The 14,906-nt window shown below is 67.1% G+C and carries 10 protein-coding genes and 2 pseudogenes; 6 read left to right on the forward strand and 6 right to left on the reverse strand.

Going from position 1 to position 14,906, the window contains the following annotated elements; all coding sequences use genetic code 11:
* Window positions 1–23 precede the first annotated feature (23 nt).
* Window positions 24–1,312: pseudogene (locus AC5ZH6_RS05020) on the reverse strand (HNH endonuclease).
* A gap of 446 nt (window positions 1,313–1,758) precedes the next feature.
* Here AC5ZH6_RS05020 and selD point away from each other — a divergent pair.
* A complete protein-coding gene (gene selD, locus AC5ZH6_RS05025) occupies window positions 1,759–2,757 on the forward strand; it encodes a selenide, water dikinase SelD (protein ID WP_288338364.1) in 999 nt (332 codons plus the stop codon).
* A 105-nt stretch (window positions 2,758–2,862) separates the two neighbouring features.
* Window positions 2,863–4,026: a GGDEF domain-containing protein gene (locus AC5ZH6_RS05030; protein WP_288338365.1), complete on the forward strand. Its 1,164-nt coding sequence runs from the start codon at window positions 2,863–2,865 to the stop codon at window positions 4,024–4,026.
* Here AC5ZH6_RS05030 and nrfD read toward each other — a convergent pair.
* From nrfD to AC5ZH6_RS05050, 4 genes are all read right to left on the reverse strand, one after another.
* Window positions 4,010–5,119 (reverse strand): NrfD/PsrC family molybdoenzyme membrane anchor subunit, encoded by a 1,110-nt coding sequence (gene nrfD / locus AC5ZH6_RS05035; RefSeq protein WP_288338366.1) that lies wholly within the window; start codon window positions 5,117–5,119, stop codon window positions 4,010–4,012. The genes AC5ZH6_RS05030 and nrfD overlap by 17 nt on opposite strands.
* A 7-nt stretch (window positions 5,120–5,126) precedes the next feature.
* Complete coding sequence (locus tag AC5ZH6_RS05040) at window positions 5,127–6,176, reverse strand: 4Fe-4S dicluster domain-containing protein (protein ID WP_288338367.1); 1,050 nt, start codon at window positions 6,174–6,176, stop codon at window positions 5,127–5,129.
* Window positions 6,177–9,497, reverse strand: coding sequence for a formate dehydrogenase (fdh, locus tag AC5ZH6_RS05045; RefSeq protein ID WP_288338368.1), 3,321 nt, complete (start codon window positions 9,495–9,497; stop codon window positions 6,177–6,179).
* A gap of 149 nt (window positions 9,498–9,646) precedes the next feature.
* The gene (locus tag AC5ZH6_RS05050; RefSeq protein ID WP_043456258.1) at window positions 9,647–10,387 is read right to left on the reverse strand and encodes a hypothetical protein; all 741 of its coding nucleotides are present in this window, start codon (window positions 10,385–10,387) and stop codon (window positions 9,647–9,649) included.
* 384 nt (window positions 10,388–10,771) lie between these two features.
* Between AC5ZH6_RS05050 and AC5ZH6_RS05055 the strand changes: the two genes are divergently transcribed.
* The 4 genes and pseudogenes from AC5ZH6_RS05055 (at window position 10,772) to AC5ZH6_RS05070 (ending at window position 14,100) form a co-directional block, all read left to right on the forward strand.
* Window positions 10,772–11,260, forward strand: coding sequence for a CarD family transcriptional regulator (locus tag AC5ZH6_RS05055; RefSeq protein ID WP_006372593.1), 489 nt, complete (start codon window positions 10,772–10,774; stop codon window positions 11,258–11,260).
* Between the two features lie 12 nt (window positions 11,261–11,272).
* Complete coding sequence (gene ispD, locus AC5ZH6_RS05060; protein ID WP_496168545.1) at window positions 11,273–12,001, forward strand: 2-C-methyl-D-erythritol 4-phosphate cytidylyltransferase; 729 nt, start codon at window positions 11,273–11,275, stop codon at window positions 11,999–12,001.
* Window positions 11,998–12,459: pseudogene (gene ispF, locus AC5ZH6_RS05065) on the forward strand (2-C-methyl-D-erythritol 2,4-cyclodiphosphate synthase); the annotation flags it as partial. The gene ispD and the pseudogene ispF, both read left to right, overlap by 4 nt.
* Before the next feature lie 123 nt (window positions 12,460–12,582).
* Window positions 12,583–14,100, forward strand: coding sequence for an FGGY-family carbohydrate kinase (locus AC5ZH6_RS05070; RefSeq protein WP_288337080.1), 1,518 nt, complete (start codon window positions 12,583–12,585; stop codon window positions 14,098–14,100).
* On the opposite strand, the gene AC5ZH6_RS05075 is transcribed toward AC5ZH6_RS05070, so the two are convergent.
* Window positions 14,085–14,876 (reverse strand): SDR family NAD(P)-dependent oxidoreductase, encoded by a 792-nt coding sequence (locus AC5ZH6_RS05075; RefSeq protein WP_288337081.1) that lies wholly within the window; start codon window positions 14,874–14,876, stop codon window positions 14,085–14,087. The two genes, AC5ZH6_RS05070 and AC5ZH6_RS05075, sit on opposite strands and share 16 nt — an antisense overlap.
* Between the last annotated feature and the right edge of the window lie 30 nt (window positions 14,877–14,906).

A 14,906-nucleotide genomic window follows, 5' to 3' on the forward strand; every position in this document is an offset into this window, starting at 1 on the left:
CCCGGCCGGGCCGGGTGCGGGAATCAGGCTGCGGCGTCGTCGAGTCGCATGGTGCGTCGGTGATAGGACGGCACTGGTCGGCGTTTCGGGTCGATGCTGGCGGGTGGGATCAGCCAGGGGTGTCGGTCGAATCCCATGATGATGTCCCATCCGTGGTGGTGCACATCGTCGTGGCAGCTGGTGCAGAGTAGGCAGCCGTTGTCGAGGTCGGTGGGCCCACCCTTGCTCCAGTGGGTGAGGTGGTGTCCTTGGCAGCGTCCGGCGTGGGCTCCGCATTTGATGCACCCGCGATCCCGCACCAACAACGCTTTCCGTTGGCCGGGCGTGAAGAAGCGCTCTTGGCGTCCGACGTCGAGGGGTACGCCGTCGGTGTTGAGAATGATTTTGGTGATCGTGGTATCACACGACAACAACTTGGCGGTGGCTTCGGTGATGGCACCCATGTTCTGCAAATCGCCGCCGAGCGCGGGGTTGTCCGCTGACCACGTCCACAACAACCCGTTGGTCGGTTTCGCCGAAAACGTGGTGTCGGCCAAACCTTGTGCCGCCAACTCCACGATCGTCTCGAACGCGGCGGCGCAGATCTGTTCGGGTGTCCGCGGATCGGGGGAGCCATCGGGCTGAGGTTTCGGCGCCGACAAGGTTTTCATCAGAGTTCTGGTTTTCTCGCCGGCGATGATGTCGAGGTTCGCCGAGATCTCCAACCGTCCGTCGTCGGTGATGCGGTCGGTGTAGGAGTTGATCGACTTGTCTTCGGCGGCCGGCAAGCCACCGGGTGTTTCGGCCGCCAGCTCGTTACCCAACTGTCTTGCGTAAATGTTGATCTCGGCGGGGTGAAACCGGCGAAGTAGTGCGACAGCAGCTTCCGCAGGTATTCACACCGTTGCACGGTGTCGAGGGGTTCGGGGGAGCGGGTGTCGATGTGGGTCAATCCGCGGACGATGGCATCACTGTGTTCCGACGAGATGGACCCGTCCGCGGCATGCGCCAACAACAGATCCACATCGGTGGTGGCCGAGATCCGCACATATCTGGAAGCGACGGCCGGCGCGCAACCCATGCTGATCAACAGCTCCCGAAGTCGGGTGGTCTTGTGGTCGGCCACTCCCAGCCGGTCCAGTTCGCCGGTGAGGGTGGTGGCGTGGTGATCAACCAGGTTCCGCAACAACAGGACTTGCTTCATCGCGCCGAAGGCTTGGGGCCCGGTCATCTCCGGATTCCATTGCAGGTCGCTGAGTTGGCTGACGATCGCGGCGAAGACTGCCTCGGCGTCAACATCTTTGACGTCAAGAGTTGTGGTGGTGTCGATCATGGGCCCCTCCCTAGTGGCTGATCGGTGCGATGGCTCCAGTGTACATCGCCAGTGTGTTCGACGCAAGGGGTAGTTTGATCAATTCTGCTTGTGGACAACGTGTTTCGGCGCCGATTTTCTGTCGGTGGGGTGTGGTAGGGGGTGCGGTTTTCGTTTGTCTTGCTTTCGATGTGGTTGGGAGGCTTGTTGTCTCGCCGGGTCTCGAGGCTCGCCGCACGCGGCTCGCACCTCGACAATCGGGGGGAAGGGTTGTCGGGTATCGGGGAGGACGGGTTGTTCGACCATCGGGAGGGGCGGGTTCTCGATCATCGGGGAGGACGGGTTGGTCGACCATCGGGAGGGGAGGATTCTCGACCATCAGGGAGGGCGGGTTGGTCAACCACCAGGGAACGGGTCGAGCCATCGGGGGAGGGAAGGTGCGTCGTCCATTGCCGTAGCATCGGGGCATGAGTGCGGTGGATGACATCGGGGCGTTGCGGCTGACGGGGTTCGCGCACGGCGGAGGGTGCGCGTGCAAGATCCCGCCGGGCGAGTTGGAGGTCGCGGTGGCCGGGCTGACGGGGCAGGTGGGGGAGGACATCCTGGTCGGTCTCGACGACGGCGATGACGCCGCCGCGGTTCGGGTGCGTGACGATCTCGCCGTGCTGTCGACCGCCGACTTCTTCACCCCGGTCGTCGACGACGCGTTCACGTGGGGCGCCATTGCCGCCGCAAATGCGTTGTCGGACATCTACGCCATGGGTGGCCGACCCGTCGTGGCGATCAATCTCGTTGGCTGGCCCCGGGATACGCTGCCGATGGAGTTACTGACGGAAGTGCTGCGGGGTGGTCTCGATGTGGCCGGCCGGGCGGGATGTCCGGTGATCGGCGGACACAGCATCGACGATCCCGAACCCAAGTACGGGATGGCCGTGACCGGAACCGCGGACCCGGCCCGGCTGATCCGCAACGACGCGGCGGTGGCGGGACTGCCGATCACCCTGACCAAACCGATCGGCGTCGGGTTCCTCAACAATCGTCATAAGCAGACCGGGGAGGTCTTCGAGGCGGCGCTCGCGACGATGACCGAACTCAACGACGCCGCCGCGCAGGCGGCGCTGGCGGCCGGGGTGCGCGCAGGCACCGACGTCACCGGTTTCGGGCTGCTCGGACACTTACACAAACTCGCGCGTGCATCGGGGATGGGCGCCGTCATCGATCGGTCGGCGGTGCCTGCTGTCGACGGCGCACTCGAGGCACTACGCGATGGATTCGTCTCCGGTGGCACGCGCCGGAACCTCGACTGGGTACGGCCGCATCTCGACGCCGCGGGCGCCGTCACCGACGACGATCTGCTGTTCCTCGCCGACGCCCAGACCTCCGGGGGACTTCTGTTGATCGGTGAGGTGCCCGGGTATCCGGTGATCGGTGAGACCGTGGCCGGCGCAGGGATCCGCGTGCGCTGAGTCGCCGAGGATCTCGGACGCGGAGAAGGGTCTTTGGACCCACGTGCCCCCGCTCGGCGCGTCGTACACTCGGTCCGCAGGTTTTTCGGCGGAAGCGGGTACCAGATGGGCGGGTTGGATGCGCCCACTTCGACGTTCACATCATGGTTTGTCGGTGATGGTGAGGTCGAGTGGGGATTGCCGTTCTGGGAGCGGATCGGCCACATGCGCCTCAAGCAGATCAGCTTCTCGCTCGGGACGCTGATCATGACGATCGCGGCCGCCGGGGGTGTGTTCAGTCCCGCCGGTGAATACAACGACGTCGTTCGCTCGTTGCTCGCCGTCGGTGTGGTGCTCGGTGCCACCTATGTGGTTCGGTGGTGGGTGTTGCCGCCGCGTCGACGCACCGAGGCCATCATGCTGGTGGCGGGTACGGACGTGATCATCGCCCTGGCGTGCATGAGTCATCCAGATCCCGCGCTCGGAATTGCCGGTACCTCGGTGTTCCTTGTCGTCAGCGGGCTCGCGGCGTTCTACTGTGCGCCGGCGGTTCACGCGCTGCATGCCGTCTTCGCTGCGATCGTCATGTGTGCCATCGTCATCCGGATGGCAGACGAGCCCGGCCCCGGGCACCTGGCGTTGGCGGTGTCGAAGGGCGTTGCCCCGGTTGCTCTCGTGTTGTTCGTGCTCCCGATGGCGCAGTTCATGTTCTGGCGTCTGGGGAGCGACGCCATGGTCGCACAACATGATCCGTTGACACGCTTGGTCAATCGGCGAGGGCTGGCCCGGTTCGCACCACGTCTGCACTGCACCACTGGTCGGGTTGCGATGATCATGATCGACGTCGACGAGTTCAAGCGGATCAACGACACCCGAGGTCATCAACTCGGCGACCTGGTGTTGATGCAGATCGCGAACCGGATCGCCGACGTCGCGGCACGGGCGGAGGTCGCGGGCCGGTCCACGATCGCCGCGCGAATCGGTGGTGAGGAGTTCGTCGTCGTCCTGGACGGCGACATCGACGACGGATGCCGGATCGCCGCCGACCTCTGCCGTGACGTCCACGCGCATGCGACGCCACCGGTGACCATCAGTGTCGGGGTGGCCGGTGCGCCCGCCGCGTCGTGGAATCTCCACGATCTCCTCCGCGACGCGGATCTGGCCATGTACGAGGCGAAACGCCAGGGTGGCAATCGGTTCATCTGCTCACCGCAGTACCCGAGTCGGCACCGCCCCACTGGCCAGTGGCCGGCGCCGAGCCTGCCCCACGGTGTCAGTAACCCGTGGTGATCGAATCGTCGGTGATGCCGGCCGCGCGGCGGGCCGCCAGGCGGCGCTTCTGCGGAATGATGGTGTAGCGCGGGTCTTTTGCCGACTCGATGCCCGCATGGAAGACGCCGAAGCGGGTACACGCCGACGCCGCCAGCAATGCCATCCCCGAGGCCGCCGAGACAGTGCGGGACCGTCTCGAGAACAGTGCGCCGATACCGCCGACGACGGCGAGCCGCTCCGCCCAGCGCATGAGTGTACCGGGCCGGCCGTGGTGAAGTGGTTGGGCCGTAACCGAATCCATGCGACGTTCCATGAGCCGGGTCGCCGCCACATCACCGACGACGCCGACGACGGCGAGGCTGCGGGCCGGTCCCGCCTCGGCGACCGGCGTGGTGACCATCGCCAGTCCGCTCGCCGCCAGACTCGCCGAACTGACGAACACGAACGGCAAATCGCGGTGCATCGCATTCCATGTGGGAGTGGCGGTGTCGCCCAGCAGGACTGCGGTGTAGACGGCGAGCAGCGGCCCGAACGCGCCACCGACGAGACCGGCCGGAGTCTCACCCAGACGCAGCACCGTCCGCAACGGCCCCAACGGAAGTCGCTCTCCGGTCATCCGGTCCACCTCGGCGGCGGCAGCCACTCCGATGCCGCCCGAGAAGGCGGTGAGAATCCACGACCCGACGCTCATCGGGGAGGTGACCTTGAAGGTCCGCAACATGTTGTAGAACCGGTCCGGCCGACCCAGGTCGGCGACCAGCGCCACCGCACCCAGCCCCACCGCCGCCAAGCCGCCCAGCCGCGCGTTGCGGCGCAACGACTCCCGCCCGGTCAGTTGGGCGCCCGCAGCCAGCACACCCGACCCGCCGCCAACGCCACCGAGGAACAGATACAGCGCGATCTCGTCGCCCCACGGCGGTGGTTTGACCACCGGATGGCCGTAATAGCCCTCGCCGGTGAGCTTCTCGAACTCGGCGTCGGGCACCATCGACATCTCACGCGACCCATCGGTCCCGCCGGCGCCACGCCGTCGCCGCGCGACCCGATTGCGGATGCGGTCGCGGCGTCGTGGCGGCTCGGGCGGGCGCAGTGCGTCGTACTCGGAGGTCATCAGGTGCTCACCGCCCGCGCCCGGTGAGGAACGAGACCGCAGCGGCGGCAAGCATTCCCACGGCGGCCACACCGGCACGCCGATACATGCTCGGCAGGTCGGCGGTGCACACCCGCGGATCCGGCGGCAGCCCGTACACCTCGGGTTCATCGAGCAGTAGGAACACCGACCCGGTACCGCCGACGCCGTCGTTGGTGTTCGCCCCGTACAGCCGGGCCTCGGTCATGCCCTGTGCGTGAAGGTGCGCGACCCGCTCGTGAGCGGCGTCGACGAGGTCGTCGTGGTCGCCGAACTTGATGGAGGTGGTGGGGCAGGTCTTGGCGCAGGCGGGGGTCTCGTCATCGACGAGACGGTCGTAGCAGAGCGTGCACTTCTGTGCGACACCACGTTTGGGTACCGGCGGCTGCTCACCCTTGCGCTGGCCTTCGCGGGTGGTGGGTTCGACGGTGCCGTCCGAGCGGCGTTCGACGACCCCGAACGGGCAACCGGCAACACAGGTTCCGCATCCGTTGCACACGTCGTGTTGCACGACGACCGTCCCGAATTCGGTGCGGAACAACGCGCCGGTGGGGCACACGTCCAAACACCCGGCGTGTGTGCAGTGCTTGCACACATCCGACGACATCAGCCACCGGAACTCGGGGGTATCCGGTGGACTGACATCAGCCCGTACACCGGCGACCCCCGGCACATCACCGACCCCCTGCGGGGCGTCGGTCGACGTCGGCTCCCCGCTGGCACCCGGCAGCGCGGGCATCCCCAAATCGGTGAGCGCACGACCGGATTCGCGTGCGGCACTGATCTGTTCGCGGTTCTGCTCGATGAACGCGACGTGCCGCCAGGTACTCGCGCCGAGCGCGACGGTGTTGTCGTAGGACATACCGGTCAACTCGAGATCGCCGTCGCGCGGATTGCCGTTCCACTCCTTGCAGGCGACCTCACATGCCTTGCAGCCGATACAGATCGAGGTGTCGGTGAAGAAGCCCTTCCGCGGCCGTTCGCGATCGCCCCAGTGGGCGTCCGCGGTCGGGTCGGTCGGTCCGGACAATTGGCCCATCTAGTCAGACCTCCCTGGTTCGCCGGGTTCGGGATACACCGTTTCGTGTGCCGGGTCGGTGATCCGTGTGTTGTCGGTCTCCACCGTGACCCCGGCGCGTTCCTGGTAGCGGCGCACGAGATCGAGCAGCGCGGGACCTTGTGGGCGCCGGCCCGCGATCACGTCGCAGGAGGCCACCTTCGACTCCTGGATCTGCACATTGGGGTCGAGGGTGACGCCGAGGAGGTCGTTCACCGCATCGCCGGTGACGACGGCGTCGCCGCCCTGCCCCCAGTGATACGGCAGGCCCACCTGGTGCACCTCGCGGCCGTTGATGCGCAGCGGCGTCATCCGATCGGTCACCAGCACCCGCGCCTCGATCGCCGAGCGGGGCGAGATGATCGTCGCCCATCCCTCGTTCACCAGTCCGCGCGCGGCCGCCAATTCCGGTGACACCTCACAGAACAACTCCGGTTGCAGCTCGGCCAGGAACGGCGACCACCGGCTCATCCCGCCGGCCGTGTGATGCTCGGTCAGCCGGTAGGTGGTGAACACGAACGGGTAGACCTCGTCGCCCCGGTCACCGGCGCTCGGCGCACCCAGATTGTCCCTGCGCGCGAAGGTGATACGCGCCGGCGCCTGCTGTTGCGGATACAGGGCGTTGGCCACCGGCGACTCGTGTGGCTCGTAGTGTGCGGGCAGCGGTCCGTCAACGAGCCCCTTCGGCGCGAACAGCCAGGCCTTGCCGTCGGATTGCATGATGAACGGGTCGTCACCGGCCAGCCCCTCGGCGCCACCGAGGTCCGGATCGGGCCGCGCATCGGGCGCCTTGTCGACCGGGAAGTCGGGCACGTCGTTGCCGGTCCACCTGCGGGCCTGGGTATCCCACCAGATGTAGCGTTTGCGCTCACTCCACGGTCGTCCCTCGGGGTCGGCGGACGCGCGGTTGTAGAGGATGCGCCGATCGGCGGGCCACACCCAGCCCCACTCGTGCTGACTGACCGAATCACCGCCCTGCGGTACCCGGCGGGCCGCCTGATTGGTGGCGTGGGCGTACACACCGGTGTAGATCCAGCAACCTCCCGCGGTCGATCCGTCGGCGGTCATCTGCGTGTACGACGTGAGGTTCTCGCCCGCGTGCGGCCCGGAGGTGAAGTACCCGTTGATCTCCGAGAGCACCGCCTCCGGCTCGGGGTTGCCGTGCTCGTCGAGCGGGTAGTCCCACGTCAGATCGAGCAGCGCACGGTCGCGGTCGTCGGTCGAGTCGGCCAGCCGTTCCCGGATGCGGCGGCCGAGCTCGTAGAAGAAGTCCAACTCGCTCTGCGCCTGCCCGGGTGGCGCCACCGCCTGGTGGCGCCACTGCACCATTCGCTGTGTCTGCGTGAAGGATCCGGCCTTCTCCACGTGGGTGGCCGCGGGCATGAAGAACACCTCGGTGCCGATGTCGGTGGTGCGCAGCTCGCCGGAGGCGATCTCGGGTCCGTCGCGCCACCAGGTGGCCGACTCGATCATGTTGAGGTCGCGGACCACCAGCCACTTCAACTTCGACATCGCCATCCGCTGCTGGCGGCCGTTGGCCGACCCGACCGCCGGATTCTGCCCGAGCACGAAATAGCCCTCGACCTTGCCGGCGAGCATGTCGACGGTGGTCTGATAGGTCCCCGCGGGGCCGGACAGACGCGGCAAGAGGTCATAGGCCCAGTCGTTCTCGGCGGTCGCATTGTCACCGAACCAGGCCTTGAGCAAGCTGATCATGTAGGTGTCGGCGTAGGCCCAGAACCCCTTCTGCTGCGGGGAGCCCACGGCGGCAAGGTAATCGGCGAGCGTGTCGTGCTTACCGACCGAGGGCATCGGTAGATAGCCGGGCAACAGGTTGAACAGCGTCGGGATGTCGGTCGACCCCTGGATGCTGGCGTGCCCGCGCAGTGCCATGATCCCGCTGCCCGGCCGACCGACGTTGCCCATCAACAATTGCAGGATCGCCGCGGTCCGGATGAACTGCACCCCGAGGGTGTGCTGCGTCCAGCCGGTCGCGTAGCCGAAGCAGGTGGTGCGGTCGCGGCCGGAGTTGTCGGCGATCGCCTCGGCCAGATAGGTGAAGTCGTCTATCGAGATCCCGCACATGTCGCGCACCATTTCCGGTGTGTACCGAGCGAAATGGCGTGTGAGGATCTGAAAGACGCTGCGCGGGTGGGTCAACGACTCATCGCGGCGTACCCGCGCGTGCTCGAGGGGTGGGCCACCCGATCCGTGTTCATCGCCGGCGGCGCGTGCCGACGCCGACGTCCCGTGCTCGTGGCCGTCGGGCGAGGCGACCTTGCCGTCGGACGGATCGTCGTAGGCCCACGTCGTCGGATCGTAGGTGCCGGTCTCGGGATCGAACCCGGAGAACAGACCGCCGAGATCCTCGGTGTCGCGGTAATCCTCGGTCACCAGCGTCGCGGCATTGGTGTAGGCCACGACGTACTCCCGGAAGTACCGCTCATGGGTGAGCATGTAGTTGATCAGCCCACCGAGCAGCACGACGTCGGACCCCACGCGGATCGAGATGTGCTTGTCGGCGTTGGCCGACGTGCGGGTGAAGCGGGGATCGACGTGGATCACCCGTGCACCCTTCGCGCGTGCCTCGACCACCCACTGGAAGCCCACCGGGTGTGCCTCGGCCATGTTGCCGCCGATGAGCACGATGCAATCCGCATTGGCCATGTCCTGCAAGGACTGGGTGGCGCCGCCGCGTCCGAACGAGGTCCCCAGACTGGGAACCGTGGCGGAGTGTCATATACGCGCCTGGTTCTCGATCTGGATGGCACCGGCCGCGGTGAAGAGCTTCTTGATCAGATAGTTCTCTTCGTTGTCCAGGGTTGCGCCGCCCAGCGAGGCGATACCCATCGTGCGACGCAGGATCCGGCCCTGCTCGTCGGTGTCCTGCCAGGTGCGGCGACGGGACTCGACGAAGCGGTCGGCGATCATGTCGATCGCGGTGTCGAGGTCGAGGTCGGTCCAGTCCGTGGCATACGGCGCCCGATAGCGAATCGTGGTCTGCCGCATCGGATTGTTGACCAGCTGCTCACTCGACGCGCCCTTGGGGCACAACCGTCCGCGAGAGATGGGGGAGTCGGGGTCACCCTCGATCTGGATGACCCGGCCGTCCTTCACATAGACCTTCTGCCCACACCCGACAGCGCAGAACGGGCACACACTTTGCACGACCTTGTCGGCGTCGGCGGTGCGCGGTGCCATGTCGCGGGTCTGCGCCGACTGCACGGCCGGACCCCGGCCGAACCTGTCGCCGGTGCACAACTGGCGGAACACCGGCCACTCCAGTGGGCGCAAGGAGGGCACGAAGCCGAGTCTAGACCGTGAGCGTCGACGGCCGCGCGCACCCGCAGAAACGACCGCGGGCCGCGCCCTCGAAAGGGTGCGGCCCGCGAATCCGTCTGTAACTCTTGCCCCGGGGACTCTTGCCCCGGAACTCTTGCCGGGGACGAGCGTCAGTGCCCGCCTTCGCCCTCGGCCTCCTGGCCGCCGCGCGGCTGATCGACCCGGGTCTCCAGGGTGGTCGCGTCGACCGAGGCGTCGGCCTTGATGGTGCCGGCGTCGACCCAGTTGCCGTTGTCGTCCTGCACCTGGAAGTAGAAGGTGAGTTCGGTGGTCAGTCCCGGTGCAACCGAGTGCCCGGCGCCGTCGAGTTCGGCCATCATCGCCGACTCGCCGAGCAGTGCCGAGCTGGGATTGGCTGCGCTGGTTGTGGTCGCACTGGTCGCGGTGCTGCCGGACTCCGTGCTGCTGGACTCCGCAGTGGTCGAGGCCGCACTGCTCTGCGACTCACCGGAGGCGCTCGGGGTCGAGCCGTCCGGCAGAACGTTTGCCGGGTTGCCCGCGCGCACGGCCTGTCCGGGCGCGATGGTCGGCTCGCCGGTGATGGTCACCGTCGCCGACGACGGTGCGCCCTGTTGGGACACCGCGATCTTCGTCAGCTTGTAGGTCTTGGTCGGGCTGCTGTTGGCGATGGTGAACGACACCTCGAACGGCCCGCCCTTGTCGAAAACGGTGTCGGCCTGATCGGCCGGGTAGACCACCTGCAGGTTGCGGATCTCGACCTTGTCCCACGTCGCGGTGGCCTCGCCACCGTTGACCCCGGGCATCATGTTGGAGGTCTGCGCGATCTGTCCCGCACCACAACCGGTGGTGCCCAGTGCAATGGCGACTCCCGCAGCCGCGATGGCGGTCACCGACGCCAAGCGTCGTGCAGTCGAAGGTCGTCGCCGAAGTCGAGTTGGCACGGACACCCGTTCCTCCCAGGTAGTCGAACGCATAAACGCAGTGAACGAACGCTGCACTACGCAGCGTAGTGGGCGCGCGTCACAAAATCCCGGCGGGGTGCCAGATTGGCCCGTGTCGTGGCGAGCGCATCGGCGGCGCGGATCTGCGCAACGGGGCGCGAGTGCGGCTGTGGACGCCATGGTTGCGCAGAAGCGATGCGGTTGCCAAGGGGTGGTGTCTCACCTGCCCAAACGCCGAGGCCGGGCGGCCATCATGGCCTTGACCTGCACCGTTGTCTGGGCCGTCTGGGGCGCCCGTGTTAGACTGGCCATACTCGAAAGGGGCACGGAACATTGAATTTCAAAGTTGGCGACACCGTTGTCTATCCCCATCACGGTGCTGCTCGGGTCGAAGACATCGTGATTCGGACCATCAAGGGCGAACAGATCGAATACCTGGTTCTCAAGGTTGCCGATGGTGACATGACCGTCCAGATTCCCTCATCCAAGCTCGAGTACGTCGGCGTGCGTGACGTCGTCGGCGAGGAGGGGCTCGATCAGGTTTTCCAGGTTTTGCGCGCCCCGCACACCGAGGAGCCCACCAACTGGGCTCGCCGGTTCAAGGCCAACCAAGAAAAGCTCATCTCCGGCGACATCATCAAGGTCGCCGAGATCGTCCGCGACCTGTGGCGTCGTGAACAGGATCGTGGACTGTCGGCAGGCGAGAAGCGCATGCTGACCCGCGCTCGTCGCGTCCTCGTCGACGAGCTCTCGCTTGCTCAGAACACCGACGACGAGAAGGCCACCAGCATTCTCGACGAGGTTCTCGCCGCGGCGTCGTAGACGTCGTCTGCTGTGACCGAACAACCCGGGCCGATCTCGTCGGCCCCGGACGGCCACGCGAGTTCGCAGGTCTGCGTGATCATCCCGGCCGCAGGCTCGGGAACACGGCTCGGTGAGTCGATCCCGAAGGCTTTCGTCGATCTGCACGGGCGCACCATCCTCGAACGGTGCGTCGATCAGGTTCTCGATCTCGATGCTCGTGTGGTCGTCGTCGTGCCTGCCGACCTCGTCGGCCGGGCACGATTTCTTCTTCCGCCACAGGTGGGTGTGGTCGCCGGTGGCGCCCATCGTTCCACCTCGGTGCGGGCCGGACTCGCCGCGGCCGGTGACGCCGGGATCATCCTGGTGCACGATGCGGCCCGTCCGCTCACCCCGGTGAGCGTGTTCTGTCGGGTCATCGACGCGATCCGCTCCGGGCATCGTGCGGTGATCCCCGGGATTCCGGTCGCCGACACGCTCAAGCACGTCGAGGAGATCGACGCCGGTCTCGCACAGGTCACCACGACTGTCGATCGAGATCTGCTCCGCGCGATCCAAACCCCGCAGGGCTTCACCCGCGAGGCGCTCGTCGCCGCGCACGCCGACGACGAGGGCCTGGCCACCGACGACGCCGGTCTGGCCGAACGCATCGGGATCCCGGTGTATGTCGTCGACGGCCACCCGATGGCCATGAAGATCACCACCCCCTGGGACCTGCGGGTCATCCGTCAGATCCTGAACTCCGGAGAGGTCGTCACATGAGGGTCGGTATCGGCTCCGATGCCCATCGCGTCGAGTCGGGCGCGCCGTGCTGGATGGTGGGTCTGCACTTCCCCGACGATGCCGGCTGCGAGGGCCACTCCGACGGTGACGTCGGCGCCCACGCGCTGTGCGACGCGGTGCTCTCGGCGGCCGGACTCGGTGATGTCGGCTCCGTGTTCGGGACGGGCCGTCCCGAATGGGAGGGCGTGTCCGGTGTGCAGATGCTCACCCATGTCGCCGAGCTGGTGTCGCAGGCAGGGTTGCGCGTCGTCAACGGTGCCGTGCAGGTCATCGGCAATCGTCCCAAGATCGGCCCGCGCCGCGCCGAGGCGCAACAGGTGCTCTCGTCCGCGCTCGGCGCTCCGGTGTCGGTGTCGGCGACCACCACCGACGGGCTCGGCATGACCGGACGGGGCGAGGGTATCGCCGCGGTGGCCACGGCGCTGCTCGACGATGCCCCAGTCGACGATGCCCCGGTCGACGATGCCCCGGTCGACGATGTCGCGGTCGCACAGGTGCCGGTGGTTGTCGACTCGCCAACACGCTGAGAACCGCGCGCCCCTGCGGTTAGGGTGGTGCGTGTGGATCTGTTACTCGGAATCGACATGGGGACAGGCAGTTCCAAGGGGGTGCTGGTCACCGCCGATGGAACGGTGCTGGCCACCGAGTCCCGTACGCACGAGATGTCGCTACCGCGACCGGGCTGGGCGGAGTTCGACCCGGAGGCCATCTGGTGGCGCGAGGTCTGTGAGATCAGCGCTGCGCTGATGTCGCGATGCCCGCCGGCGGCACGCATCGCGGGGGTGTGCGTCAGCGGCGCCGGCCCGTGCCTGGTGTTGGCCGACGAGGACCTGCGCCCCTGCCGTCCGGCCATCCTCTATGGCATCGACACCCGGGCGAGTGCGGAAATCGAGTTTCTCACAGAGGAATTCGGGGCGGAGGAAATCCTTGAGCGCGGCGGCACAGTGTTGTCGAGCCAGGCCGTCGGACCCAAGATCGAGTGGGTCCGCAGGCACGAACCCGACGTGTTCGCCGGTGCTCGTCGCTGGTATGGATCGAACTCCTACATCACCGCGAAACTCACCGGCGAATACGTGATCGATCACCACACCGCCAGTCAATGCGATCCGCTGTACGAGACCGCACGATTTCGCTGGAATGAGCTCTGGGCACAGCGGATCTGCGCCCACCTCGAGATGCCGCGACTGGCGTGGCCCAGCGAGGTCATCGGCACCGTGCACGCCGCGGGTGCGCAGGCCAGCGGTATCCCTGCCGGCACGCCGGTGGTCGCCGGTACCGTCGACGCCTTCTCCGAGGCGTTCTCGGTGGGCGTCCGTGCGCCCGGCGACCAGATGCTCATGTACGGCTCGACGATGTTCCTGGTCCAGATCATCGACCGCTACCACAGTGATCCGGCGCTGTGGACGACGGCCGGGATCGAGCCCGACACACTGGCTTTGGCGGCCGGGACGTCGACGGCGGGCAGCCTCATCAGCTGGTTGCAGTCGACCTGCGGTGACGTACCGATCGATCAGTTGGTCGCCGAGGCGCAGGCGGTGCCGCCGGGATGTGAGGGGCTGCTGGTGCTGCCGTACCTCGCCGGGGAGCGGACCCCGGTCTTCGACCCCCACGCGCGCGGCATCCTCGCAGGAATCACACTGCGACACAACCGGGGTCACATCTTCCGCGCGGCCTACGAGGGAATCTCCTTCGGCATCCGCCACATCCTCGACCGCTTCGACGACGCCCACGTCGCCGCGCGCACCGTCGCGGTCGGCGGCGGGGTCCGCAGCGCCCTCTGGGTGCAGACGATGTCGGACATCACCGGCCGGGCCCAGCTGATCCCGGAGCAGACCATCGGAGCCAGTTACGGTGATGCCTTGCTCGCCGCGATCGGTACCGAACTCGTTGCCCCCGAAACGGATTGGGCGAGGATCTCCCACGTCGTCGAACCGCAGGACCGGCTGCGCCCCCTCTACGACGACCTCTACGGCACGTGGCTCGAACTCTATCCCGCGACCCGGCCGCAGATCCATCGCCTCAGTGCCCTCGACAATTCGAGCGATCAGGACGGTTCAGGCGATCAACCCATGGTGTAACCGCCATCGATCGGGATGTCGACGCCATTGATCATCGCTGCCGCATCCGAGCACAACCACACCACCGCGTCGGACACCTCGTGCGGAAGGGCGAAGCGGCCCAGTGGGATTCGGTCGAGCATCGGCGCGGCCTTGCTCGCCTCGCCCCACACTCGTTGCCCCATCTCGGTCAAGACGACGGTCGGGCAGACCGAATTGGCGCGGATGCCATGGGGTCCGAGTTCGCGGGCCAGCACCTTGGTGGCCATCACCAGCCCGGCCTTGGATGCGCAGTACGCATAGTGCTCGGGCAGAGGGGCCAGCGCGGCCGCCGAGGCCACCGTCACGATGGAGCCACCGGTGCCCTGCTCGACCATCTGGCGCCCGACGGCGGCGGCGAGCAGCGCCGGCGCGCGGAGATTGACGGTGAGTGTGGCGTCGAAGTGATCGGCGTCGACGTCGACGACGGACTCGGGAAACGAGATGCCCGCATTGTTGATCAGGATGTCGAGTCCATCGAAGGCTGCGGCGGCGCGACCGGCCAATTCGTGTGGTGCATGGGGATCGGTCAGGTCGACGGCGACGCCGCAGACCTCCGTCGAGAACCGTCCCGCCAACTCCTCGGAGGTCGTCGCCAACGCTGTCTCATCGCGGCCGGTGATCACCAACCTCGCACCGGCTGCGGCCAGGCGGGCGGCGATGTCGGCGCCGATACCCTTGGCGCCACCGGTGATCAGGGCGCGGCGGCCGTCGAGTCGGAGATCGCCGACGGCGTCGGGTGCGGTCATGGTCGTCATGGGTACCTCGTGGGAGATGGGGACGGCCGA

The organism is Gordonia sp. YC-XJ4, from assembly GCF_059511865.1.